At 71.9% G+C, this 24,025-nt stretch carries 27 protein-coding genes; 19 read left to right on the forward strand and 8 right to left on the reverse strand.

The genetic code is table 11. The annotated features are described in order from the left end of the window. Position 1 precedes the first annotated feature (1 nt). From RB608_RS25605 to RB608_RS25620, 4 genes are all read left to right on the forward strand, one after another. On the forward strand, positions 2–349 hold the full coding sequence (locus RB608_RS25605; RefSeq protein ID WP_308090920.1) for an HIT domain-containing protein: 348 nt from the start codon (positions 2–4) through the stop codon (positions 347–349). A 121-nt stretch (positions 350–470) separates the two neighbouring features. Continuing rightward, entirely contained in the window at positions 471–1,511 is a 1,041-nt protein-coding gene (locus RB608_RS25610) for a PhoH family protein (RefSeq protein WP_308090922.1), read from the forward strand. Next, the gene (gene ybeY, locus RB608_RS25615; protein WP_308090923.1) at positions 1,508–1,969 is read left to right on the forward strand and encodes an rRNA maturation RNase YbeY; all 462 of its coding nucleotides are present in this window, start codon (positions 1,508–1,510) and stop codon (positions 1,967–1,969) included. Before RB608_RS25610 ends, ybeY begins: the two co-directional genes overlap by 4 nt. Positions 1,970–1,985: 16 nt before the next feature. Beyond that, positions 1,986–3,284, forward strand: a complete 1,299-nt coding sequence (locus tag RB608_RS25620) for a hemolysin family protein (RefSeq protein WP_308090924.1) — start codon at positions 1,986–1,988, stop codon at positions 3,282–3,284. 80 nt (positions 3,285–3,364) lie between these two features. On the opposite strand, the gene RB608_RS25625 is transcribed toward RB608_RS25620, so the two are convergent. Together RB608_RS25625 and RB608_RS25630 are read right to left on the reverse strand one after the other, a co-directional pair. Next, positions 3,365–4,297 carry an MBL fold metallo-hydrolase gene (locus tag RB608_RS25625; RefSeq protein WP_308090925.1) on the reverse strand — a complete coding sequence of 311 codons (933 nt, stop codon included), beginning with the start codon at positions 4,295–4,297 and terminating at the stop codon, positions 3,365–3,367. 1 nt (position 4,298) lies between these two features. Next, positions 4,299–4,586 carry a DUF1330 domain-containing protein gene (locus tag RB608_RS25630; protein WP_308090926.1) on the reverse strand — a complete coding sequence of 96 codons (288 nt, stop codon included), beginning with the start codon at positions 4,584–4,586 and terminating at the stop codon, positions 4,299–4,301. A 46-nt stretch (positions 4,587–4,632) separates the two neighbouring features. Here RB608_RS25630 and RB608_RS25635 point away from each other — a divergent pair, with 46 nt between their 5' ends. From RB608_RS25635 to era, 9 genes are all read left to right on the forward strand, one after another. Next, positions 4,633–4,992 carry a cytidine deaminase gene (locus RB608_RS25635; RefSeq protein WP_308090927.1) on the forward strand — a complete coding sequence of 120 codons (360 nt, stop codon included), beginning with the start codon at positions 4,633–4,635 and terminating at the stop codon, positions 4,990–4,992. A gap of 87 nt (positions 4,993–5,079) precedes the next feature. Next, positions 5,080–5,991: an ABC transporter ATP-binding protein gene (locus RB608_RS25640; RefSeq protein ID WP_308090928.1), complete on the forward strand. Its 912-nt coding sequence runs from the start codon at positions 5,080–5,082 to the stop codon at positions 5,989–5,991. Beyond that, entirely contained in the window at positions 5,988–6,779 is a 792-nt protein-coding gene (locus RB608_RS25645; RefSeq protein WP_308090929.1) for an ABC transporter permease, read from the forward strand. The genes RB608_RS25640 and RB608_RS25645 overlap by 4 nt, the downstream gene beginning before the upstream one ends. A gap of 49 nt (positions 6,780–6,828) precedes the next feature. Then, positions 6,829–7,938: a histidine kinase gene (locus RB608_RS25650; RefSeq protein ID WP_308090931.1), complete on the forward strand. Its 1,110-nt coding sequence runs from the start codon at positions 6,829–6,831 to the stop codon at positions 7,936–7,938. Continuing rightward, positions 7,935–8,549, forward strand: a complete 615-nt coding sequence (locus RB608_RS25655; protein ID WP_308090932.1) for a response regulator transcription factor — start codon at positions 7,935–7,937, stop codon at positions 8,547–8,549. The genes RB608_RS25650 and RB608_RS25655 overlap by 4 nt, the downstream gene beginning before the upstream one ends. Before the next feature lie 91 nt (positions 8,550–8,640). Continuing rightward, a complete protein-coding gene (locus RB608_RS25660) occupies positions 8,641–10,011 on the forward strand; it encodes an FAD-binding oxidoreductase (protein WP_308090933.1) in 1,371 nt (456 codons plus the stop codon). Next, complete coding sequence (locus tag RB608_RS25665) at positions 10,008–11,309, forward strand: cyclopropane-fatty-acyl-phospholipid synthase family protein (RefSeq protein WP_308090934.1); 1,302 nt, start codon at positions 10,008–10,010, stop codon at positions 11,307–11,309. The genes RB608_RS25660 and RB608_RS25665 overlap by 4 nt, the downstream gene beginning before the upstream one ends. A gap of 24 nt (positions 11,310–11,333) precedes the next feature. After that, the gene (locus RB608_RS25670) at positions 11,334–12,116 is read left to right on the forward strand and encodes a siderophore-interacting protein (RefSeq protein ID WP_308090935.1); all 783 of its coding nucleotides are present in this window, start codon (positions 11,334–11,336) and stop codon (positions 12,114–12,116) included. Beyond that, the gene (gene era, locus RB608_RS25675) at positions 12,113–13,129 is read left to right on the forward strand and encodes a GTPase Era (RefSeq protein ID WP_308090936.1); all 1,017 of its coding nucleotides are present in this window, start codon (positions 12,113–12,115) and stop codon (positions 13,127–13,129) included. The genes RB608_RS25670 and era overlap by 4 nt, the downstream gene beginning before the upstream one ends. Positions 13,130–13,243: 114 nt before the next feature. Here era and RB608_RS25680 read toward each other — a convergent pair whose 3' ends face one another. The 3 genes from RB608_RS25680 to RB608_RS25690 all read right to left on the reverse strand — a co-directional run bounded on the left by RB608_RS25680 (position 13,244) and on the right by RB608_RS25690 (position 15,505). Beyond that, the gene (locus tag RB608_RS25680) at positions 13,244–14,083 is read right to left on the reverse strand and encodes a septum formation family protein (protein ID WP_308090937.1); all 840 of its coding nucleotides are present in this window, start codon (positions 14,081–14,083) and stop codon (positions 13,244–13,246) included. 4 nt (positions 14,084–14,087) lie between these two features. Beyond that, positions 14,088–14,900: a septum formation family protein gene (locus RB608_RS25685; RefSeq protein WP_308090938.1), complete on the reverse strand. Its 813-nt coding sequence runs from the start codon at positions 14,898–14,900 to the stop codon at positions 14,088–14,090. A 101-nt stretch (positions 14,901–15,001) separates the two neighbouring features. After that, on the reverse strand, positions 15,002–15,505 hold the full coding sequence (locus tag RB608_RS25690) for a flavodoxin family protein (protein ID WP_308090939.1): 504 nt from the start codon (positions 15,503–15,505) through the stop codon (positions 15,002–15,004). A 161-nt stretch (positions 15,506–15,666) separates the two neighbouring features. Between RB608_RS25690 and leuA the strand changes: the two genes are divergently transcribed. From leuA to RB608_RS25715, 5 genes are read left to right on the forward strand one after another with little or no spacing between them, the layout of a single operon-like run. Beyond that, the gene (gene leuA / locus RB608_RS25695) at positions 15,667–17,424 is read left to right on the forward strand and encodes a 2-isopropylmalate synthase (protein ID WP_308090940.1); all 1,758 of its coding nucleotides are present in this window, start codon (positions 15,667–15,669) and stop codon (positions 17,422–17,424) included. A gap of 1 nt (position 17,425) precedes the next feature. Continuing rightward, positions 17,426–18,298 carry an alpha/beta fold hydrolase gene (locus tag RB608_RS25700; RefSeq protein WP_308090941.1) on the forward strand — a complete coding sequence of 291 codons (873 nt, stop codon included), beginning with the start codon at positions 17,426–17,428 and terminating at the stop codon, positions 18,296–18,298. Between the two features lie 41 nt (positions 18,299–18,339). After that, positions 18,340–18,939, forward strand: coding sequence for a hypothetical protein (locus RB608_RS25705; protein ID WP_308090942.1), 600 nt, complete (start codon positions 18,340–18,342; stop codon positions 18,937–18,939). 51 nt (positions 18,940–18,990) lie between these two features. Then, complete coding sequence (gene recO / locus RB608_RS25710) at positions 18,991–19,743, forward strand: DNA repair protein RecO (protein WP_308090943.1); 753 nt, start codon at positions 18,991–18,993, stop codon at positions 19,741–19,743. Between the two features lie 13 nt (positions 19,744–19,756). Continuing rightward, positions 19,757–20,584, forward strand: a complete 828-nt coding sequence (locus RB608_RS25715) for an isoprenyl transferase (protein WP_308090944.1) — start codon at positions 19,757–19,759, stop codon at positions 20,582–20,584. A 209-nt stretch (positions 20,585–20,793) separates the two neighbouring features. Here the strand turns inward: RB608_RS25715 and RB608_RS25720 are convergent, their stop codons facing one another. Genes RB608_RS25720 through RB608_RS25730 form a run of 3 tightly spaced genes read right to left on the reverse strand, consistent with a single transcriptional unit; the run spans position 20,794 to position 23,638 of the window. After that, positions 20,794–21,801, reverse strand: coding sequence for a metal ABC transporter permease (locus tag RB608_RS25720; protein WP_308090945.1), 1,008 nt, complete (start codon positions 21,799–21,801; stop codon positions 20,794–20,796). After that, positions 21,798–22,631, reverse strand: a complete 834-nt coding sequence (locus RB608_RS25725) for an ABC transporter ATP-binding protein (protein ID WP_308090946.1) — start codon at positions 22,629–22,631, stop codon at positions 21,798–21,800. The genes RB608_RS25720 and RB608_RS25725 overlap by 4 nt, the downstream gene beginning before the upstream one ends. Further along, the gene (locus tag RB608_RS25730; protein ID WP_308090947.1) at positions 22,628–23,638 is read right to left on the reverse strand and encodes a metal ABC transporter substrate-binding protein; all 1,011 of its coding nucleotides are present in this window, start codon (positions 23,636–23,638) and stop codon (positions 22,628–22,630) included. The genes RB608_RS25725 and RB608_RS25730 overlap by 4 nt, the downstream gene beginning before the upstream one ends. Positions 23,639–23,708: 70 nt before the next feature. Here RB608_RS25730 and RB608_RS25735 point away from each other — a divergent pair, with 70 nt between their 5' ends. Further along, complete coding sequence (locus RB608_RS25735) at positions 23,709–24,023, forward strand: antibiotic biosynthesis monooxygenase (protein ID WP_308090948.1); 315 nt, start codon at positions 23,709–23,711, stop codon at positions 24,021–24,023. Positions 24,024–24,025: the final 2 nt, after the last annotated feature.

A 24,025-nucleotide genomic window follows, 5' to 3' on the forward strand; every position in this document is an offset into this window, starting at 1 on the left:
CGTGACTGCCGCACCCGACTGCCTGTTCTGCAAGATCGTCGCGGGGGACATCCCCGCCGAGGTCGTCCACACCACCGAGAGCACCGTCGCCTTCCGCGACATCAATCCCCAGGCGCCGCTGCACGTGCTCGTCGTGCCGCGCGACCACGAGCCCGACGCCGCGGCGTCGGCCGCGGCCGACGCCGCGATGTTCGCCGAGATCGCCACGACGGCGCGCGCCGTCGCGACCGGCGAGGGGTACGACGACTACCGGCTCGTGTTCAACACCGGAGCCGGCGTCGGGCAGACCGTCTTCCACACCCACTGCCACGTGCTCGCCGGTCGAGCGATGACCTGGCCCCCGGGCTGAGGGACCGGGCTGAGGGACCGGCTGGGGGACCGGGGAAACGAGTGGGCACGCCGCGGCCTCGCCCCGTACCATGGAGGGGCCGCATCGTCGTACCTGAAAGGCCGCCCGTCCTCGGGCATCCATGACCGACTCACTTCCCAAAGTCAGCCCCGCCGTCGCCACGCGCCACACCGTGGTCGTGCCCAACAGCATCGACATGGTCACGCTGTTCGGCCCGGGCGACGAGCACCTCGGCATCATCGAGAAGCGGTTCGGCGTCGAGGTCCACGTCCGGGGCAACCGGATCACGCTGTCCGGCGATGTCCACGAGATCGAGCTCGCCGAGAAGCTGATCGACGAGCTGGTCGCCATCCTGCGCACCGGCCAGGGCATCACGCCCGAGGTCGTCGAGCGGGTGGAGGCGATGCTGCGCGTGCAGACCGCGACGTCCGAGCGACCGGCCGACATCCTCTCGCTCAACATCCTGAGCAACCGCGGCCGGTCGATCCGGCCCAAGACGCTCAACCAGAAGCGCTACGTCGAGACGATCGACCAGCACACGATCACCTTCGGCATCGGCCCCGCGGGCACCGGCAAGACCTACCTCGCGATGGCGAAGGCCGTGCAGGCACTGCAGGCCAAGCAGGTCAACCGGATCATCCTGACCCGCCCCGCGGTCGAGGCCGGTGAGCGCCTGGGCTACCTCCCCGGCACCCTGAGCGAGAAGATCGACCCCTACCTGCGCCCGCTCTACGACGCGCTGCACGACATGCTCGACCCCGAGTCGATCCCCAAGCTGATGGGGGCGGGGACCATCGAGGTCGCCCCGCTGGCCTACATGAGGGGCCGGTCGCTGAACGACTCCTTCATCATCCTCGACGAGGCGCAGAACACCACGCCCGAGCAGATGAAGATGTTCCTGACCCGGCTCGGCTTCGGCTCGAAGATCGTGGTCACCGGCGACGTGACCCAGGTCGACCTGCCCTCCGGCACCAACTCCGGGCTGCGGGTCGTCGAGACGATCCTCGACGGCGTCGAGGACCTCGCGTTCGTCCGGTTGACCAGCCACGACGTCGTCCGTCACCAGCTGGTCGGCCGGATCGTCGCGGCCTATGACGACTTCGACGCCAGGTCGGAGAAGCAGAAGGCGGCCCGCCGGGTCGCCAAGAAGGGCGAGAAGTGACCATCGAGATCCTCGACGAGTCCGGCAGCGGGCTCGACGTCAAGCACTTCTCGCGGCTCGCACGGTTCGTGATGGACCAGATGCGGGTGCACCCGCTGGCCGAGCTGTGCATCAAGGCGGTCGACGAGGACACCATCGCCGAGCTCAACGGCAAGTGGATGCAGAAGGACGGCCCGACCGACGTGCTCGCCTTCCCCATGGACGAGCTGCGTCCCGGCCTGGTCACCGAGGAGCCCGAGGAGGGCGTCCTCGGCGACCTGGTGCTCTGCCCGGCGGTGGCGGAGCGCCAGGGTGAGACGGCCGGCCACGGCACACTCGCCGAGCTGGAGCTGCTCACCACGCACGGCATCCTCCACCTTCTCGGCTACGACCACGCCGAGCCCGAGGAGCACAAGGTGATGTTCGGGCTCCAGGACCAGCTGCTGGCCCAGTGGCGCGCCCACGTGGCCGCCTCCTGACGCCGGGGTCGCGGAGATGATCGCCGACAGTCTGTGGCCGCTGGGTGCGGCGGCCGTCCTGGTGGTGCTCTCGGGGTTGTTCGCGGCGGCGGACGCCGCCCTCGCGGGCTTCTCGCGCGCCCGCGCGCAGGAGATGGTGGGCGAGGGACGCGCGGGCGCGCAGCGCCTCGTCGTCCTGCTCGAGGACGCGCCTCGTCATCTCAACACCGCGCTGCTGCTGCAGCTGCTGTGCGAGACCGCGGCGATCGTCGTGGTGACGCTGTACGTCGACGACCGGCTCGACGCCCCCTGGTGGGCCCGCGCGGGCCTGGCCCTCGGGGTGATGCTGGTCGTGTCGTTCGTCGCCATCGGCGTGGCCCCGCGCACGGTGGGCCGGCAGCACGCCGAGACTGTCGCGATCTGGTGCGCCTGGCCCTTGTCGGCGCTGACCACCGTGCTCGGCCCGATCCCACGACTGCTGATCCTGGTCGGCAACGCGATCACGCCCGGCCGTGGGTTCCGCGAGGGACCGTTCCAGACCGAGACGGAGCTGCGCGAGCTCGTCGACATCGCCGAGGCCAGCGAGCTGATCGAGGCCGACGAGCGGAAGATGATCCACTCGGTCTTCGAGTTCGGCGACACGACCGTGCGCGAGGTGATGGTGCCGCGCGGCGACGTGGTCTACATCGAGAACCACAAGAACCTGCGCCAGACGATGTCGCTCTTCCTGCGGTCCGGCTTCTCCCGGGTGCCGGTGGTGGGTGAGAACCTCGACGACGTGCTCGGCATGGCCTACCTCAAGGATGTCGTCCGCCGCGACTTCGAGGCGCCGGACGTCGAGCTGACCCAGAGGGTCGAGGAGGTCATGCGCCCTGCTGTCTGGGTGCCGGAGTCGAAGCCGGTCGACGACCTCCTGCGCGAGATGCAGCTGCGGCGCCTCCATGTCGCGATCGTCGTCGACGAGTACGGCGGCACGGCCGGCCTGATCACCATCGAGGACCTGCTCGAGGAGATCGTCGGCGAGATCACCGACGAGTACGACGAGGCGGAGGTCGAGGTCGAGCGGGTCGGTGACGGTCGGGACGACGAGGTCCGGGTGTCCTCGCGCTACCCGGTCGACGACCTCGACGAGATCTTCGGCTTCCCGATCGAGGAGGAGGACGTCGACTCGGTCGGGGGCCTGCTCGCCAAGCATCTCGGCCGGGTGCCGATCCCCGGCTCGGTGGTCGAGGCCCACGGCCTGCGCTTCGAGGCCGAGGAGCCGGCGGGGCGGCGCAACAAGATCGGCACGGTGCTGATCTCCCGCGTTCCCCAGGTCGTGCCCGGCGACGACTGACAAGATGCCGCGCGTGCTCCCGATCCCGGAATGGGGTGGAGACGATCCCTGCCGGACCGTGCTGGGTGGCCGCTAGCGGGTCAGCCGAGCAGCGCCCAGGGGTTCTCTCGTCGCCACACGGTGGGGAAGTGCAGGCCGACGCCCTGGCGGTCCGCGAGCGGCGCGAGGACCGCCATCGTCGCGTCGAGGTCGTCGCCGAGGTACGGCAGGGCGCGCAGTGGCCGGTCCAGTGGCCGGAAGAAGTCGTCCCAGTGGATGAGCACGACCTGCCGGGCACCGACCGCCGCGACCGTCTCGGCCCAGTACCGCTCGATATATCCCGGGTTCTGGACACCGAGCTGCCCGACGCCCAGATAGACGATGTCGGCGCGCCGGTCGGCGAGTGCACCGGGCCGGAACCCGGCGCTGCCCTGCACGAGCGCGGTGCGTCCGCTGTCGTGCTCGACGAGGATCGACCATGCCTCGCCGCACTGGTAGGCGGTGGTCCGCGCGGGCGGTACGACGGGCGACGTGATCCGTCCGGGGTAGCGGTCGGGCGGACAGTGCTCACTCTCGATCCAGGTCAGGACGAAGCCGCCGGCCCGGACCGGCTCACCCGGTACGACGACCCCGATCTGGTCCTCGGGCAGACCGCCACCCCGGCCGATCTGCGCGGCCGAGGTGCCGCCGAGCAGCCGGGCGCCGGTGCGCGCGGCGACGACCGCGGAGTCCATCGCGTGGTCGTAGTGGGTGTGTACCGGCGCGACCACGTCGAGCCGGTCGATGCCGGCGCGCCCGAGGGTCCGCTGGATCAGCGCCTCGTCGGGAGCCAGCCGACCCAGTGCGACGCGGGGGAGCGACGGCCGGGTGAAGAAGCCGTCGGTGAGCACCGCCGACGCCCCGTCGTCGATGAGCAGGCTGGCGACGCCGAGGAAGGTGACCCCGACTCCACCGCCGGCCTGCGGGAGGCCGAACCGGCCGGCGTACCGGCCGAGGTCGGGGCGCCCGAGCCGCGGCCGCAGGCCGAGCGCCACGTCAGGCGCCCGGGACGATCCGGATGTCGCGCTCGGCGCCGTCGCCCAGGGCGGCCAGTGCCTCCTGGTAGGCGGGCGAGGCGTGCGCCGCCCGCGCCGCCTCGACGCTGTCGAACTCGATGAGCACCGAGCGCTCCTCGAGCCCGGCCTCGTAGACCTGCTCGGGGAGACCTCGGGCGAGGAAGCGGCCGCCGGCGGCGGTCAGGGCGGGCATGGCGAGGGCCGCGTAGGCCGCCATCCGCTCGGTGTCGGTGACGGCGCGGTAGCTGCTGATCCAGTAGGCGGGCATGGCCCCATCCTGCCGGACCCACCGCGGGGGCTGAGAGGATGGATCCATGTCCGACCTGTCCGCCGAGGACCAGAAGCTCGTCACCCTCGCCCGCGCCACCCGGGCCCGTATCCAGGCAGCCGAGGGCGCGGCGGTGCGCGACACCGACGGCCGCACGTACGCCGCCGCCACGGTCGACCTGCCGTCCCTCCGGCTCACCGCGGTGCAGGCCGTCGTCGCCATGGCGGTCGCCTCGGGCTCCACCGGAGTCGACGCCTGTGTCGTGCTCGGCGACGCGCCGGACCTCAGCGAGCCGGATGCCGCCGTGCTCAGCGACTTCGCCGGTGCCGGGGGTGTCGTGATCCACCGGGGCGACGCCCGCGGCACGATCGGCGCGACCACGACCGCCGACCCGGGTGGCCGCTGAGGCGCCGCTCGCGCCATGACATCTGTCATGCCCGGATCGTGACGCCTGCCCGAGGCACGGGACCCGGCCGGCGACGACGCTGGAGCCATGACGACGACGAGCATGACCCGCCTGGCGGTCCGCCTGGCGGGAGTGACCAAGGACTTCGGCCCGGTGCAGGCCGTCCGGGGCATCGACCTCGAACTGCACCCGGGCGAGATCGTGGCCTTCCTCGGACCCAACGGTGCCGGCAAGACCACGACGATCGACCTGGTGCTGGGGCTGAGCCGACCGACGAGCGGCACCGTCGAGGTGCTCGGCCTGGAGCCGCGTCGGGCGATCGCCCGGGGGCTGGTGTCGGCGGTGATGCAGACCGGTGGCCTGCTCAAGGACCTCACGGTTCGCGAGACCGTCGCCTACACGGCGAGTCTGTTCGCCGACACCCGGCCGGTGGACGAGGTCCTCGAGCGCGCCGGGATCACCGGCCTCGCCGACCGGAAGGTCGCCAAGTGCTCCGGAGGTGAGCAGCAGCGACTGCGGTTCGCCATGGCGCTGCTGCCCGATCCCGCACTGCTGCTCCTCGACGAGCCGACGACCGGCATGGACGTCGAGGGCCGGCGGGCGTTCTGGAACGCGATCCGCGCCGACGCCGGCGCCGGCCGCACCGTCCTGTTCGCGACGCACTACCTCGAGGAGGCCGACCAGTACGCCGACCGGATCGTGCTGATCAGCAAGGGGCGGATCGCCGCCGACGGCTCCGGCCCGCAGATCCGTGCCCTCGCCTCGGGCCGCACGGTCCGAGCGTCGGTGCCGGGCGTCGACCGGCGCGTGACCGCCGCGGTCGCCGCGCTCGGTGGTGTCGACCATGTCGACGTCCGCGGCGAGTCGGTGACCATCCACGCCAAGGACAGCGACGCCGTCGCCCGCTACCTGCTCACCGAGACCGCCGCCCGGGACGTCGAGATCACGGCCCAGGGCATCGAAGAGGCCTTCCTCAGCCTGACCGGAGAGACCGCATGAGCACGACCACCAGCACCGTCGACCCCACCACCCGCCGGGTGCCGCCGATGGGCGGGTTCAACCCGACCGTCCTGGGCATCGAGCTGCGCCGGATGCTGCGCAACCGGCGCACCATCGTCTTCACGCTGGTCTTCCCGGCGGCCATGCTGCTCGCCTTCGGGGGCCAGTCGGGCTGGGAGGAGAAGGTGGGCAGCGGCAACGTGGCGGCGTACATCCTGGCCTCGATGGCGCTGTACGGTGCCGCCCTCACCGCCGCGGCCGGCGGCTCCATGGTCGCCCTCGAGCGCTCCCTCGGCTGGTCGCGCCAGCTGCGTCTCACCCCGCTCCTCCCGGTCGTCTACATCCTGATGAAGGCGTTGGTCGCCCTCGTCATGGGCGCGCTCGCGATCGCCGCCGTCAACGTCGTCGGCGCTGTGCAGGGCAAGGCCGAGATGCCCACGCACGTGTGGATCGAGTGCGCCGTGGTGACGCTCTTCTGCACGTTGACCTTCGCCGCCCTCGGGGTCTTCGTCGGCTACGTCGTCCCCGGCGAGAACGCCATGCAGATCCTCGGTCCCGGTCTCGCCCTCCTCTCCTTCCTCGGCGGTGTCTTCATCCCGCTCGACGACTATGCGGAGGTGGTCCGACAGATCGCGTACTGGACGCCGATGTACGGCGTCGCCGAGATCGCCCGCTGGCCGCTGACCCACGAGCTGCCGTGGTACGCCGTCCTCAACGCGGTCGCCTGGTTCGTGCTCTTCGTGGCGGGCGCCGCGTGGCGGATGAGCAGGGACACCGCCCGGGTCTGACCGGGCCGAGCGACTCCCCGACGCACCCCGGACGACTAGCGTGACGTCTGTGGACACCGCGGCCCCCCACCCCCTCCAGCGCCCGCTGGGCCGGTGGGGGCCGCTGTTCGCCGCGATCTGGCTGACGTTCCTCGTCGACCCCCTGCGCACGGCCTGGGGCGACCTGCCCGCCCCGCGGGCCTGGGTCGGCCTGTCCGCGACTGCCCTGTTCGCCGCCAGCTACCTCGCCCTGTGGGTGACGCTCCGCTCGGGCCGGGCCCGGCTCGCCATGGCGCCGCCGGTGCGCGTCCGCCTCGCCTGGACGCTCGCCCTGGGCGGCCTGGCGGTCGTCATGGTGGTCGCGCTCGGCCAGGTCGGCATGGCGAGCGTGGTCTACCTCGCGGTGACCTTCGTGATGCTCTATCCGCCTCGGGCCTTCCTGCCCCTCGTGCTCGCGCTGACCGCGACGGTGCTGGTCCTCGGCTTGACGGTGCCGGGGTGGGAGCACAACACCTGGCTGGCGTTCTCGGTCGTGGCGGCCTCGATCGCGGTGTTCGGCGTGCGGTCGATGATGAACCGCAACATCGAGCTGATCCGCGCCCACGCGACCAACGCCGCGCTGGCGGCCGAGAGCGAGCGCAACCGGCTGGCTCGCGATCTGCACGACATCCTCGGCCACTCGCTGACCGTGATCACGATCAAGGCCGAGCTCGCCGGCCGCCTCTTCGACGCGGACCCCGCGCGCGCCCGCGCCGAGCTGGGCGACCTCGAGCGGCTGAGCCGGGACGCCCTCGCCGACGTACGACGGGCGGTGGAGGGCTACCGCGACCTCACCCTGCCCGGCGAGATCGCCCGGGCCAGGACCGCGCTGGCCGCGGCACAGATCGACGCGACGCTGCCCAACAGCACCGACGAGGTCCCGACCGAGGCGCGAGAGCTGTTCGCCTGGACCGTTCGCGAGGCCGTCACCAACGTCGTACGGCACTCCGGCGCCCGGCACTGCGAGGTGCGGCTGACGGCCGGGACGGTCGAGGTCCGCGACGACGGTCATGGTGTCGCGGTCGGCGCGGCCCACGGCTCGGGCCTCACCGGGCTCCAGGAGCGCGCGACCACCCTCGGCGCGACCCTGGTCACCCGCAGCCTCGACCCCGGCTGGTCGGTGGCGGTGGTGCTGCCGTGAGTACCTCGATCCGGCTGCTGCTCGCCGACGACCAGGCTCTGGTCCGCGGGGCGCTCTCCGCTCTGCTCGGTCTCGAGCACGATCTGGAGGTCGTCGCCGAGGCCGGGACGGGGCAGGAGGCCGTCGCGGCGGCGCGCCGGCACACTCCGGACGTCGCGCTGCTCGATGTGGAGATGCCCGGACTGGACGGCATCGCGGCGTGCGCCGAGGTCCGCGCGGCCAGCCCGGGCACCCGGGTCCTCATCGTCACGACCTTCGGTCGACCCGGCTACCTCCGTCGCGCGCTCCAGGCGGGCGCCGCGGGCTTCGTCGTCAAGGACACCCCGGCGCCGCAGCTCGCCGACGCCGTCCGCCGCATCCACCAGGGCCTGCGCGTCGTCGACCCCGCGCTGGCCACCGACTCCCTGCTGACGGGGGAGTCGCCGCTGACCGCGCGCGAGACCGACGTGCTGCGTGCCGCCCGCGACGGCGCGCCGGTGGCGGCCATCGCGGCGGCGCTGTTCCTGTCCGAGGGCACGGTGCGCAACCACCTCTCCGCGGCGATCGGCAAGACGGGTGCGAGCAATCGCACCGAGGCGGTCGTCGTCGCGCTCGGGAATGGCTGGCTCTGAAATCGACTTGGCCCTATGGCCGGAGAACTGGTTGAGTGAGGTCAACCACCCCGGAGCACCCGTTGTCCGCGGACAGGAGTATTTTCGAACCATGGCAAACCGCTCTTGGGAGGAGCACGAGCAGGCCGTCCAGCGGCTCGCCGAGTCCTACGCAGCCATTCCCGCTGGTCAGCCCGTGCGGCTCGCGAAGCGCACCACCAACCTGTTCCGGGCCCGCACCGCCACCGACGCTCCTGGGCTGGATGTCAGCGGTCTCGCCGGCGTGATCGAGGTGCTCCCCGACGGTGTGGACGGCGATGGTCCGGTGGCCGAGGTCCAGGGCATGTGCACCTACGAGGACCTGGTCGACGCGACGCTGCCCCATGGGCTGGTGCCCTATGTCGTGCCGCAGCTGCGCACGATCACCCTGGGGGGCGCCGTGACCGGGCTCGGCATCGAGTCGACCAGCTTCCGGCTCGGCCTGCCCCACGAGTCGGTGCTGGAGATGGACGTCTTCACCGGCAGCGGCCGGGTCGTCACGACCCGTCCCGGCGACGAGCTCTTCGACGCCTTCCCCAACTCCTACGGCTCGCTCGGCTACGCCACCCGGCTGCGGATCAAGCTGGCGAAGGTGCCGCCCTATGTCGCGCTGCGACACCTGCGCATCGACGACCCCGGGCTGCTCGCCAAGACGATCGCGGAGATCACCGCCACCCAGCAGTACGACGGGGAGCCGGTCCACGGCCTCGACGGGGTCTCGTTCGGACCGGGCGAGCACGTGCTGACCCTCGCCCGATGGACCGACGAGCCGGGCCCGACCTCCGACTACGCGGGGCAGGAGATCTACTACCGCTCGCTGCAGACCTGCGACCGCGACCGGCTGACCTTCCACGACTACCTGTGGCGGTGGGACACCGACTGGTTCTGGTGCTCCGGCGCCTTCGGCGCCCAGAACCCGCGGATCCGCCGGTTCTGGCCGCGCCGCTTCCGGCGTTCCGACGTCTACATGCGGATGCTCCACCTCGACCGCCGCTTCGGGATCGCCGATCGCCTCGACCGTCGCGCCGGCCGCCCGCTGCGCGAGCGGGTCGTGCAGGACATCGAGGTCCCGGTCGAGCGGCTGGGCGAGTTCCTCGCCTGGTTCGACGAGGAGGTCGGCATGCGACCGGTGTGGATCTGTCCGCTGGCGACCACCCGCTCCTGGCCGCTGTACCCGCTCGAGACCGGCAAGACCTACGTCAACGTGGGCTTCTGGGGCACGGTGCACGTCGGCCCGGACGCGCCCGACGGCCCACGCAACCGCGCGATCGAGGCCAAGGTCCACGAGCTCGGCGGCCACAAGTCGCTCTACTCGGACGCCTACTACGACAAGGAAACCTTCGACGCGCTCTACAACACCGCCCGGCTCGAGGCGGTCAAGCGCGTCCACGATCCCGACGACCGACTGACGACCCTCTACGACAAGGCGGTGCGAAGCCGATGACAGTTCAGACAGGCAGGGGCATCGCGCCCACGATCGCTTCCCTGTTCCGGGGCGGCCTGCCCCTGTGGCTCAAGGCCTACGACGGCTCGGTGGCCGGAGACGAGTCCCAGCCCTACGGCGTGGAGCTGGTGAGCGAGCGTGGGCTCTCCTACATCATGACGGCGCCCGGCGACCTCGGGCTCGCCCGGGCCTACGTCGCCGGCGACCTGATCCTCCACGGCGCCCACCCGGGCGACCCGTACGCCGCGTTCTCGCTGCTCAAGGACCACACCGACTTCGGGATCCCCGGTCCGCTCGAGCTGGTCGGCGTGCTGCGCTCGCTCGGGCTGAGCCACCTCGTCCCGCCCCCGCCGCCCCCGCAGGAGCACCTCCCCGCCTGGCGCCACCGGCTCGAGGGCCTGCGCTCGCTGGGCCAATGGGGACGGCACTCCGCGGAGCGTGACGCCGATGCGATCCATCACCACTACGACGTGTCGAACACCTTCTACGAGCACGTCCTGGGTCCCTCGATGACCTATACGTGCGCGGTGTTCCCGACCGAGGACGCCACCCTCGAAGAGGCCCAGGAGCACAAGTACGACCTGATCTGTCGCAAGCTCGGCCTCCAGCCCGGCCAGCGCCTGCTCGACATCGGCTGCGGCTGGGGCGGCATGGTGCGCCATGCCGCGAAGCACTACGGCGTGCAGGTGCTCGGCGTGACGCTCTCCCGCGAGCAGGCGACCTGGGCCCAGGAGGAGATCAAGAAGCAGGGCCTCGACGACCTGGCGGAGGTGCGCCACTCCGACTACCGCGACGTCGCGGAGGGCGGCTTCGACGCCGTCAGCTCGATCGGACTGACCGAGCACATCGGCGTCGCCAACTACCCTGCCTACTTCGGCTTCATCCGCGACAAGCTCAAGCCCCAGGGCCGGATGCTCAACCACTGCATCACGCGCCGCGACAATGTCGACCGGCGCACCGGTGCGTTCATCGACCGCTACGTCTTCCCCGACGGGGAGCTGATCGGGTCGGGCACCATCGTCGGGGCCGTCGAGGACGCCGGTCTCGAGGTGCAGCACCACGAGAACTTCCGGGTCCACTACGCGAGGACCCTGGCCGGGTGGTGCCGCAACCTCGCCGACAACTGGGATGCCTGCGTCGCCGAGACGGACGAGGGCACGGCCCGGGTGTGGGGTCTCTACATGGCCGGCTCCCGGATCGCCTTCGAACGCGACGAGATCCAGCTGCACCACGTGCTGGCGACCCGCAGCGACGACGGTGTCAGCGGGTACCCCCTTCGGCACGACTTCGGAGTCTGAGCCGTGCCTCGATAGCCTGGGTGGGTGAGCACCCGCGCCCAGCAGTACGACGCCACGGTTCGCGCCGGTGAGCAGCTGACGCCGCACCTGGTGCGGCTGACGCTCGACGTCCCCGGCTTCGTGTCGACGGGCATCTCCGACGAGTGGGTGGGACTGGTCGTGCCCGGCCAGTTCCAGAGCCGCTACTACACGGTGCGCTCCTTCGCGGACGGGCGGATGGTGCTCGACGTCGTGGTGCACGAGGTCGGCCTGGTCACCGAGTGGGCGTCCGGCGGCTCGGGTGAGGTGGTCGGCCAGCAGGTCGTCCTCACCGAGGCCAAGGGCTCCTTCCTGCCGCCGGACCAGGCGCGGTGGCTGCTCCTGGTCGGTGACCTGACCGCGCTGCCCGCGATGGCGCGGATCGCAGCCGAGCACGGCGACCGGCTGCCGGTCCGCATCCACGCCGAGGTGCCGGCCGACTCCCGGATCGAGGGCTACTTCCCGCCGTCCGCCACCGTCACCTGGCTCCCGCTCGGCGACGAGAGCCGCCTCGCCGAGGTCGTCGAGGAGATCGACTGGCCCGAGGGCGACGGCTACTTCTGGATGGCCGGCGAATCCGCCCAGATGAGGGCGATCCGCAAGCACCTGATGCGCGAGCGCCGGCTCCCCAGCACCCACTACGACGTCATGGGCTACTGGCGCTCGGTCGCGAAGCGCCAGCCGCGCGCCGTCGACCCTGGCCCCATCTGGCGGGCCGGCAAGGCCGCCGGGAAGTCCGACGAGGAGATCTGGGCCGACTACGACGCCGCACGAGAGGCACAGGGATGAGCGAGTTCGACGATCAGGACCTCGACGAGGAGTTCGACGAGGACTTCGGTGCGCTGCCCCCGCCGGCCGCCCCGGTCTTCGGTCTCGGCGACGTGCCCGACGGCTACCGCAGCGGCTTCGCCTGCTTCGTCGGGCGCCCCAACGTCGGCAAGTCCACGCTGACCAATGCGCTCGTCGGACAGAAGATCGTGATCACCTCCGACAAGCCACAGACCACCCGGACCGTCGTCCGCGGCATCGTGCACCGCCCCGACGGCCAGCTGGTCCTCGTCGACACCCCCGGCCTGCACCGTCCCCGGACCCTGCTGGGGGAGCGGCTGAACGATCTCGTCAAGACCACCTGGGCCGAGGTCGACGTGGTCGCGGTCTGCTTCCCGGCCGACGAGAAGATCGGCCCCGGCGACCGGTTCCTCGTCACCGAGCTGGCCAAGGTCCGGCGTACCACCAAGATCGCCATCGTCACCAAGACCGACCTCGCCGCCCCTGACCGCATCGCGGAGCATCTCCTCGACATCGTCGAGCTGGGCCGGGAGACCGGCACCGAGTGGGCCGAGATCGTGCCCGTCTCCTCCGTCGGAGGCGACCAGATCCCACTCCTCGGGGACCTTCTCGTCCGGTTGATGCCGGAGGGCCCGCCGCTCTACCCCGACGGCGACCTGACCGACGCCCCTGAGGAGATCCTCGCCGCCGAGCTGATCCGCGAGGCCGCCCTCGACGGCGTCCGCGACGAGCTCCCGCACTCGATCGCTGTCGTCGTCGAGGAGATGGGCCTGCGTGAGGGCCGCCCCGACGACAAGCCGCTCCTCGACATCCACGCCAACCTGTACGTCGAGCGCGACTCCCAGAAGGGCATCATGATCGGCAAGAAGGGCGCCCGGCTCCGCCAGGTCGGCACCGCCGCCCGCCAGCAGATCGAGGCCCTGCTCGGCACCCCGGTCTACCTCGACCTGCACGTCAAGATCGCCAAGGACTGGCAGCGCGACCCCCGCCAGCTGAGGAAACTGGGTTTCTAGGGCCGCTGTCCTCCCCGCTGTGCGAGCGCAGCTTCCGCGAGCCGAGCAGTGTGGCCGCCCGGCGAACGTTGCGACCCGCCCGAGCCGACCGCGGCGCGGCTCGCGCACTACAGCTCAGTCGGTCGTCCAGCAGCGGCCGAACTTCTGGCCCATCGCCCACTGCTCCTTCGTCGGCCACTCATAGCCCCACTTGAAGGTCAGCGGGTCCTCGGCGACGTCGGCCGCCGCATCCTCGCACCGGGTCCGCCCGGCGGCCCGGACCTGCTTGACGCCCGGGTAGTCGGTCGCCTCGAAGGCGACCACGTCGATGGCCCGCCAGGCGTGCTTCACCGAGCAGCGCACCCGCTCGAAGTCCGGCGCGTCCGGTGCGGCGGTGCTGCACATGGCGTAGCGGTCGGGGACGGTCGCGCCGCCGAGGGCACCTCGGAGGTCGCCGTCGAGGTCGGCGAGCTTCGACGCGCCGTCGAGGAGGACCGCGTCGCAGCGGTACCAGGTCGCCCCGGCGTCGGACTGCTCGACGGTCGGGGTGAACCAGATCGAGCGGATCATGGACAGCCGGAGATGGTCGAGCGAGCCGTCGACGTAGGCCAGCAGCTGGTTCGGGCAGGCCGACGAGACCTGCGCCTGGACCCGTTCGGAGTCGACGGCGAGCAGGTGGCCGTCGACGACCGCGTCGAGGGTGCCGGTCGCGAAGGTGACGCTGGTGTGCGGCTGGGCGCAGTCGACGGCGTCGACCGTCGAGGTCGGGGCGACGGCGGCGTCGTACGGCAGCGGGTAGCAGGCGCCGGTCGCCGGGCCGGGCTCGGGCTCCGGCGCCGTGGTCTGCGTGGACGGCGCCTGTGCGGGTGCCTTCTCCTTGTCGCCGTCGCCGCTGCAGGCGACCAGGCCGGTCAGCGCGAGCAGCGCCGCGACGGCGACGCCCGCCCGGCGGGCCGGCAGGCTGCGGATGCTCATGTCCTCACTCACTCGTCCTCGCCCAGCACACCGATCTGCGCACGCCGGCGTCCCACTCGGCCTCGTGGAAGAAGGTGAAGCCGTACTCGAACTCGGCCGGGTAGTTCAGCCACGCCTCGACCGACGTCGAGCAGAAGGACCGGGTGCGGCTCTCCATCACGCGGTCGCCGGGGTAGGTGTCCTCGGGCTGGCCCAGCTTGACCGTCGTCACGGCGCGCCAGTCGTGCTTCTGCGAGCACGGGACCTTCTCGCCCTCGCCGACCGACGGTCCGCGCGCACAGCTGAGCCACACGTCCGGCGGGCGCCCGGCGAGCATGCCCCGGGCGGTCTCCGGGAGCGGGCGGTACGTCGTGCTGGCGGTGCTGCCGCCCAGCACGTCGCAGCGGTACCAGCGGGCGCCCTTGTCCCACGCCTTCTCCGAGGGCCGGAACCAGGCCCAGCTCATCGTGGTGCGCAGTGCGAGGCTCTCGTCGGCCTCGACGAACTTCGCGAACGCGGTCGAGCAGGTGCGGTAGGCGAAGCGGCCGAGCTCGGCATCGTCGTACCCGGTGTCGTCGAACTCCTCGGGGAGCTCGCCGGTCGCGAAGGTCTCGGCGGTGTGCTCCTCCGAGCACGGCACCGTCGCGGTCGCGTTGGCGGGCAGCGCGACGTCGTCGGGGGTGAGGTTGCGGCACACGCCGTTCTGCGGCACCTCGAGGGAGTCCACCAGGTCGTCGTCGGTGTTCTTGCCCTGGCTCTCGCTGCCGCAGGCGGCCAGGACCGGCACCAGCAGGAGGAGCGCGAGCATCCCGGCCAGGCGGACGGCACGGTCCAGCATCCGGTGTCAGAGCCCCTCTCGTGACGTCGGCATCCAGGTCGTTCGCAGGTCGTTCGCAGGTCGGTGACAGGTCGGTCGCAGGCCGGGACGCGGCTCCGCGATCAGTCGGTCAGGAGTGCCGCGATCGTAGCGCCCAGGGCATAGGCCGCCTCCAGCGCGGCGTCGTCCACCGGCCCGAGGACCCCGAGGACGTCGTACCCCTGGCGCCAGTCGAGCGCGCCGACGATCGACCGCACCGACCGCTCGGCGCCGGTCAGGTCGTAGCGGCCGTGCAGCCACAGACCGTAGGGACGCCCCGCGGTGTCCCCGCCGCCGTCGCCGGCGGGCGCTCCGGTCGGGTCGAGGGCGCCGCCGACCGCGAGGAAGGTGGAGTCGAAGAAGTGCTTGAGAGCGCCGCTCATGTAGCCGAAGTTCGCCGTCGTCCCCAGGACGTACCCGTCGGCGGCCAGGACGTCGTCGGCCGTGGCCTCGAGTGCGGGGCGCACCACGACGTCGATCGCCGCGCCCGCCTGCACCTCGTCGTCGTGGGCGCCGGCCACCACCTGCGCGAGCAGCATCTGCATCGAGCGACTGGGGGAGTGGTGGACGATCAGCAACCGAGGCACGTCATCAGCCTAGGCCGGGCGGCTGCTAGAGTGAGCCCCATCATGACGCGAGCCCTCCTTCTTAGCGGCCGCAGCGAGGTCTGACTCAGCCGGACCCCCTCGCTGCGGAGTGAGTCGCGCGCCCGGCGCCCCAACTCGTCACTCACGCACCCGAGGAAGTCATGAACCAGCGCGTCACCGTCCCCAGCCAGCAGGCGAGCGGGATGCCGTACCACCGCTACACCGCCTTCGAGCCCGTCACCGTCCCGGACCGCACCTGGCCCGATCAGTTGATCACCCGCGCGCCCCGGTGGCTGTCCACCGACCTGCGCGACGGCAACCAGGCGCTCATCGACCCGATGAGCCCCTCGCGCAAGATGAAGATGTTCGAGCTCCTGGTGCAGATGGGCTACAAGGAGATCGAGGTCGGGTTCCCGGCCGCGAGCCAGACCGACTTCGACTTCGTGCGCCAGCTCGTCGAGGAGGACCGGATCCCCGACGACGTGCGGGTGTCCGTGCTGACCCAGGCCCGCGAGGACCTGATCGCGCGCACCGTCGAGTCGCTGAAGGGTGCCGACAAGGCGACCGTCCACCTCTACAACGCGACCGCGCCGCTGTTCCAGCGCGTCGTCTTCAACGTCACCGAGGCCGAGTGCATCGCGATCGCGACCCGCGGCACCGAGTGGGTGATGAAGTACGCCGACCAGCTGCTCGGCGGCACCGACTTCGGCTACCAGTACAGCCCGGAGATCTTCACCCAGACGCCGACCGACTTCGCGATCGAGGTCTGCGAGCGGGTCTCCGACGTGTGGCAGCCGGAGGAGGGGCGCGAGATCATCCTCAACCTGCCGGCCACCGTCGAGATGTCGACGCCCAACACCTACGCCGACCAGATCGAGTACTTCTCGCGCAACCTGTCGCGCCGCGCGCACTCGATCATCAGCCTGCACCCCCACAACGACCGCGGTACGGCGGTCGCCGCCACCGAGCTCGCGCTGATGGCCGGTGCCGACCGGGTGGAGGGCTGCCTGTTCGGCCACGGCGAGCGGACCGGCAACGTCGACCTGGTCACCCTCGGCATGAACCTGTTCAGCCAGGGCATCGACCCGCAGATCGACTTCTCGGCGATCGACGAGGTCCGCCGCACGGTCGAGTACTGCACCCAGCTGCCCGTCCACCCGCGGCACCCGTGGGCCGGCGACCTGGTCTACACCGCGTTCTCCGGCTCCCACCAGGACGCCATCAAGAAGGGCCTGGAGGATCTCGACCGGATCGCGGCCGAGCAGGACAAGCCGGTCGGAGAGATCCCGTGGGAGGCGCCGTACCTGCCGATCGACCCGAAGGACGTCGGCCGCACCTACGAGGCGGTCATCCGGGTCAACAGCCAGTCCGGCAAGGGGGGCGTGGCCTACGTCCTCAAGGCCGAGCACAGCCTCGACCTGCCGCGCCGCGCGCAGATCGAGTTCAGCCGGGTCATCCAGCAGCACACCGACGCCGAGGGCGGCGAGGTGACGCCGGAGGCCATCTGGACGATCTTCCGCAAGGAGTACCTCGACCGCGAGGCCCCCTACAGCCTGGTCTCGTTCTCCTCCACCACCAGCGAGGACGGTGAGGACAGCCAGGAGGTGCGGCTCGTCGTCCGCGGCGAGGAGCAGACGTTCACCGGCATGGGCAACGGCCCGGTGGCGGCGTTCGTCGACGGGATGCGCCAGACCGGTGCCGACATCCGGGTCCTCGACTACGCCGAGCACGCGCTGTCGTCGGGCGGCGACGCCGTCGCGGCGGCGTACGTCGAGTGCGAGGTCGCCGGAGAGATCGTCTGGGGCATCGGCCTGCACCACAACATCGTCACGGCCTCGCTGCGCGCGGTCGTGTGCGCGGCCAACCGGGCGCGCGCCACGACGATCCCCGCGGCGCCCGTCCGGCCGGCGGCCGACTGAGATGGGCCGCGCCGCGCTGGCCTCCGAGCAGATCGGGCAGATCTTCGTCGAGGGCCGGCGCGGCCGCGACCGCCTGGAGTTCACCGCCTACGGCTCCGGGGAGGCCTGGGTCGTCCTCCTCCCGCCGCTGCTGGTGCCGCGGCGGGTGCACGACCGCACCGCGCGGATGCTCGCCTCGAACGGCCTGCACGTCCTCGTCCTCGACCCGCTCGGCCACGGGCGCTCGGACCGTCCCGCCGATCCGCTGTCCTACTCGGTGACCGCCTTCGCCCAGCAGGTCGTCGCACTGCTCGACCACGTCGGCGCGGCCCGGGCCGTCGTCGGCGGCAGCTCGGTGGGGGCCAATGTCGCGCTCGAGGTGGCGATGATCGCGCCGGAGCGGGTGACCGGCCTGCTCCTCGACGGCCCGGTGCTGGAGAACGCCCTCGGCGCGCAGCTCGCGCTGCTGACCCCGGTCCTCGCCACGGCGCGGTTCGCCCCGTTCGCCCTGACCGCGCTGCGGCTGGTCACCCGTCCGCTGCCCCGGCAGCTCGCCCCGGAGTGGGTCCGGCTGTCGCTGGAGACCCTCGACGCTCGCCCCGGTCAGGTCGCCGCCGTCGTCCGCGGCGTCCTCTTCGGCCGGTTCGCGCCGTCCAGCGCCGAGCGGGCCGCGCTGACGGTGCCCACGCTGGTGCTGGCCCGGACCGCCGACCCGTTCCACCCGGCCGGCGACGCGGAGCTGGTGGCCGGCGAGATCCCGGGCGCGGTGCTCGAGCGGGCGGGCGCGCCGCTGGAGTGGCGGCGGCGTCCCGAGCGGCTCGACCTCGTGGTCACCAGGTTCGTCCGCGAGTGTGCGCGTCCGGCACGCCGCGGGCGTCGTACCCGGTCGTCCTGAAAGCGCCTCTGCGCGGGGCGCCGCTGACATAGGGTCCGGCCATGGGGACTCTTCTTCGCATGCTCTCGATCCTCGGCCTGGCCGTGGCGCTTCTCCTCGGATCCGCCGGCCTCGCCTCGGCGGACAGCTGGTCGCACACCGACGCGACCGGCGACGTCCTCGATCTCGCCCTGGCCGACCACGACGTCACCGGAACGTCGCCCGTCCCCGACCGCGCCGAGGGGGACATCCACACCGTCGCGGTGAAGCACGCGCGGAGTCAGGTCAGGATCCGCACCCTGATGCGGGCCCTGCCGGTCGGCCGCGGTTGGGTCACGGTCGGCCACCTCGTCACGCCGCGGGCACGGTACGAGGTCCGGGGAGTCTTCCTGTCCGAAGGTGGGCGTGCCCTCGTCCTGGTCCGCAAGCCCGGTCGCAAGGAGTCCGCGACGCGTTGTGCCGGTCTGCGTGGTGTCTTCGATCGCAGCAGCGGCCTGGTCGGCATGAGGGTTCCGCGTTCGTGTCTCGGCAACCCGCGGTGGGTCCGGGTGAACGTGTCCGTCTACGACTGGAACGGCGACGCCAGCACCTACGCGGACGACGGCATGGACCCTGTCGGATGGGAGCAGCAGATGCTCTCACCGAAGCTCCGCCGCGGCTGAGCATCGGGGTGGCGCCGGGCTTTCGCCCGGCCGAGGCAGCACAATGGAGGGGTGCCGCTCTACCGTGACGAGGCGATCGTCCTGCGCACCCGCAAGCTGGGTGAGGCGGACCGGATCGTCACGCTGCTGACCCGCGAGAACGGCGTGGTCCGGGCGGTCGCCAAGGGGGTGCGCCGGACCACCTCGCGCTGGGGCTCGCGGCTGGAGCCGTTCACCCATGTCGACCTCCAGCTCGCCGAGGGACGCAACCTCGACACGATCACCCAGGCCGAGACCCGGGCCGCGTACGCCGCCCCGCTGGGCGCCGACTACGACCGCTACACCGCGGGCACCGCGATGCTGGAGACCGCCGAACGGCTGGTCGTCGAGGAGCGCGAGCCGGCCCGCCAGCAGTTCGCGCTGCTGCTCGGCGGGCTCAACGCGATGGCGGCGGGCGCCCGCAACCCGTGCCACGTCCTCGACTCCTACCTGCTGCGGGCCCTGGCCATCGCCGGCTACGCGCCCGCCTTCGTCGACTGCGCCCACTGCGCCCGCCCGCCGGTCACGGCGACCGGCGAGCTCGGTCACCACCGCTGGTTCAACCCGTCGATGGGCGGCGTGCTCTGCTCGACCTGCCGCATCCCCGGCTCCGCCACGCCCGCCCCGGAGACGCTGACCCTGCTCGGTGGGCTGCTCGCCGGCGACTGGCCGGTCGTCGAGGGAGCCGACCCGCGCCATGTCCGGGAGGCCAGCGGCCTGATCGCGGCGTTCGTGCAGTGGCAGCTGGAGCGGGGCCTCCGGTCGCTCGCGTACGTCGAGCGCTGACAGACTGCTCCCCGTGACCCGCTCGACCCGTCGTACCCGCGCTGCCGCGGCGGCCGCTGCCGCACGCGGCCCGGTCCGCCCACCCACGCCGCACCCGTCGGGCGACCGGCCGCCCGGGGTCCCCGCCGAGCTGGTGCCGCACCACGTGGCCATCGTGATGGACGGCAACGGCCGCTGGGCCAAGGAGCGCGGGCTGCCGCGCACCCGCGGCCACGAGGAGGGGGAGTCGAGCCTGTTCGACGTGGTCGAGGGGGCGATCGAGATCGGCGTGAGGGCGATCTCGGCGTACGCGTTCTCCACCGAGAACTGGTCGCGCAGCCCCGAGGAGGTCAAGTTCCTCATGGGCTTCAACCGCGACGTGATCCGCCGCCGGCGCGACGAGATGCACGAGCTCGGCGTCCGGGTGCGCTGGGCCGGCCGGGCGCCGCGGCTGTGGAAGTCGGTCATCACCGAGCTCCAGGTCGCCGAGGAGATGACGAAGAACAACGACGTCCTGACCCTCACGATGTGCGTCAACTACGGCGGCCGCTCCGAGCTCGGCGACGCCGCCAAGGCGCTCGCCCGCGACGTCGCCGCCGGGCGGGTCAACCCCGAGAAGGTCGACGAGCGCACCCTGGGGCGCTATCTCTACGTGCCGGAGCTTCCCGACGCGGACCTGATCTGGCGCACCTCCGGCGAGCGGCGGCTGTCCAACTTCATGCTCTACCAGGCGGCCTACTCCGAGTTCGTCTTCTCCGACGTGCTCTGGCCCGACGTCGACCGACGGCACCTGTGGGCGGCGATCGACGAGTACGCCCGCCGCGACCGGCGCTACGGCGGGGCGGAGCCCAACCAGGTCTGACTCCGCCCAGTGACGTACCTTCGGCCGGTCTTCGCGGAGCGAAGCCGGCCCGGCGCCGTAGGGAGCGAGGAACGAGCGACCGGAGGTGCAGGGAGGCGCCGTTCCGCGAGCCGGCGGTCTTGCCGCCAGCAGAAGGCAGGACCTATGCAAGCCGACTGCGCGGCCGGCAGCGTGGCGCGAGGAACGAGCGACACGCTCGGCCCATCGAGCTAGTGCTCGTCGTAGTGCGCGCCGTGGACGGCGTGCCGATGCCCGTCGTGGACGTAGTCGACATGGTCGTCGTGGGGGACCGCGAGATGCCCGCACCCCGGGCCGTGGGCGTGTGGATGCTCCCCGCAGGCGTCGTGTTCGGGCGCGGCCTGGCCGGCTGCGAACGGCTCGAGCAGACGCGCACGGCGACGCAGCCAGATCCCGACCGGCCAGGTCAGCGCATACAGCGTGAGGGCGAGGAGCACGATCGTGGGTCCCGGCTGGACGGTGACGCCGCTGGGCGCGAGCGCGGCGAGCGTGAGACCGCCGACGGCGGCCAGGGTGCCGAGGAGTACGGCGGCGCTCATCGTCGCGCGGAACGAGCGTGACACCTGCTGGGCGGTGGCCACGGGGATCACCAGCAGCGCGGACACCAGCAGCAGCCCGACCGTGCGCATGGCGACGGTCACGCTCACGGCAGCCAACGCCGCCACCAGCAGGTTGTAGGCGCGCACCCGCAGTCCGGCCACCCGCGCGAAGTCGGCATCTTGGGCGATGGCGTAGAGCTGGGGGGACAGCCCCACGCAGAGCACGACCACGATCGCCGCGAGGACCATCGTCGTCAGCACGTCGCCGACCGAGATCGCGGTGAGCGATCCGAAGAGGTAGCGGCCGATGGTCTGCGTGCCCTGGCCGTCGAGTCCGGTGATGAGCAGGCCCCCGGCGAGCCCGCCGTAGAACATCAGGGCGAGGGCGACGTCGCCGTTGGTGCGGCCCTTCTCGCGGATCAGCTCCATGAGGAAGGTGGCGAGGACGGTGACCACGACCGCCGTCCAGATCGGCGAGGCCCCGGTCACCAGTCCGATGGCCACGCCGGTGACGGCCACGTGGCCGATGCCGTCGCCCATCAGCGCCATCCGGCGCTGCACGAGGTAGGTCCCGATCATCGGGGCGGCGATGCCGGTCACGAGCGCGGCGATCAGTGCCCGCTGCATGAACGGCAGGGAGAAGAGCTCGGCCGGGCTCACGGGCGTTCCGTTCCGGGGCTGTCGACGGGAGCGGAGATCTGCGGGGACCGGTCACCGGTCCGCGGCTCGGAGCCGGTGTGATGGTGATGGGTGTGCGGCTCGGCGAACCACGAGGCGTGCACCTCGTGGTCGGCCAGCGGGGCACCGTCGTAGGCGATCCTGCCGTCGCGCATGACGACACACCGGTCGACCAGGGGTGCGAGCGGCCCGAGCTCGTGGGCGACCAGCACGATGGTGGCGCCGTCGTCCTTGAGGTGGCCGAGGGTGTCGGCGAGGATCTGCTGGTTGGGCAGGTCGACGCCGGCGGTGGGCTCGTCGAGGAAGAAGAGATCCGGCTCGCCCGCCAGCGCACGGGCGATGAGGACCCGCTGCTGCTGGCCGCCGGACAGGTCACCCACCGACTCCCGGCGCCGGTCGCTGAGCCCCACGACGTCGAGCGCCCGCTCCACCGCGGTCCGGTCGGCGCGGCTCAACGGCCGCAGCAGGCGCCGGTGGGTCAGCCGGCCGGAGGCCACGACCTCCCAGACCGAGGAAGGCACGCCGGCCGCCGCGGAGGCTCGCTGAGGGACGTATCCGACCCGCCGCCAGTCGGCGTGCCGGTCGAGCGGCGCGCCGAACAGGCGCACCTCGCCGGTGGTCAGCGGGTTGAGGCCGACCAGTGCGCGCACCAGTGTCGACTTGCCCGAGCCGTTGGCTCCCATCAGGGCGACGAAGTCGCCGTCGTGCACGACGAGGTCGACCCCACGCAGGATCGGCCGTCCGCCGAGCGCGACGCTGCCGTCGCGGAGGGCGACGGCCGGGCCGGCGACGAGAGTGGAGGCAGTGGTCATGAGCACCCGTTGGCGGTACGCAGTGCGGCCAGGTTGGACCGCATGAGGGACAGGTAGTCCTGGTCCGCGGTGTCCTCGGTGAGGCCCTCGATCGGGTCGAGCACCTTGCTCGCGATCCCGAGATCGCCGGCGAGGGTCTCGGCGAGCTTGGGGCTGACCAGGGTCTCGCTGAACACCGTGGTGATCCCCTCCTGCTCGATCAGCTGCTGGAGCTCCGCGATCGCGGCCGGGGTCGGCTCGGCGTCGGGAGTGAGACCAGCGATCGGTGCCATGTGCAGACCGTACTTCTCCAGGTAGCCGAACGCGTCATGGGACACCACGATCGTGTCGCGCTCGCACGTGGCCAGACCGGTCGTGAACTCCTCGTCCAGGGCCTCCAGGTCGCTGCGCAGGTCGGCGGCGTTGGCCTCGTAGTCGTCGGCGTGGGCGGGGTCGAGCTCGGCCAGCGAGGCCGCGACGGCGTCGCCGTAGGTCGCCACCCGGATCGGGTCGTGCCAGAAGTGGGGGTCGAACTCGCCGTGCTCGTGGTCGTGGCCCTCCTCGCCGTCCTCGCCCGCGTGCTCGTCGGCGTGCTCGTCCGCGTGCTCGCCCTCCTCGTCGGCGTGCTCGTCGGTGTGCTCGTCGGCGTGCTCCTCGAACGGCTCCAGCTCGACCACGTCGGTGACGTCGAGCGTCTCGCCACCGGCGTTCTCCGCGACCGTCTCGTCGACGGCGGGCTGGAACTCGCTCTCGAAGACCACGAGGTCGGCCTTCGCGATCCGGGCGGTGTCCTGCACGTTGATCTCGAGGTCGTGCGGCTCGACGCCGGCCTTGGTGAGGGAGGTGACCGTCGCGCGGTCGCCGGCGACCCGGGCGGCGACGTACTCCAGCGGGTAGAAGGCGGCGACCACGTCGGTCGTGCTCCCGCCGGCGTCGGACCCGCTGCCGTCGTCCTCCGACAGCGCCGAGCAGGCGGTGGTGGAGAGGGTGAGGGCAGTGAGGGCGGCGAGGGTCTTCCAAGAGCGCATGAGAATCATTCTCATTGGGCGCGGCCCCGGCGTCAAATCGCGCCCGGGCGGCGCTGCGTAGAGTGCGGGCGTGCTCGTCGTGAACCGCTTCCGCGCAGGGGAGGACCCGGCCGGGCTCCGTGTCGACCTCGAGCTCGTCCACGGCCTGCTGGCCGCGCAGAGCGGGTACGCCGGTGGCTGGGTCGGGCGCAACGTCGACGACCCGGACCTGTGGACGCTGACGACGCACTGGGTCAACGTCGGCGCGTACCGACGCGCCCTGTCGGCGTACGACCTCAAGCTGCACGGCGTACCCGTGCTGAGCCGGGCGATCGACGAGCCCGGCGCCTACGAGGTGGTGGAGCCCGGTGGCGTCCTCAATGTGGCGCAGTCTCGCGTAACCTAGGT

This window comes from Nocardioides sp. LHD-245 (assembly GCF_030929495.1).
Lineage (GTDB): Bacteria > Actinomycetota > Actinomycetes > Propionibacteriales > Nocardioidaceae > Nocardioides.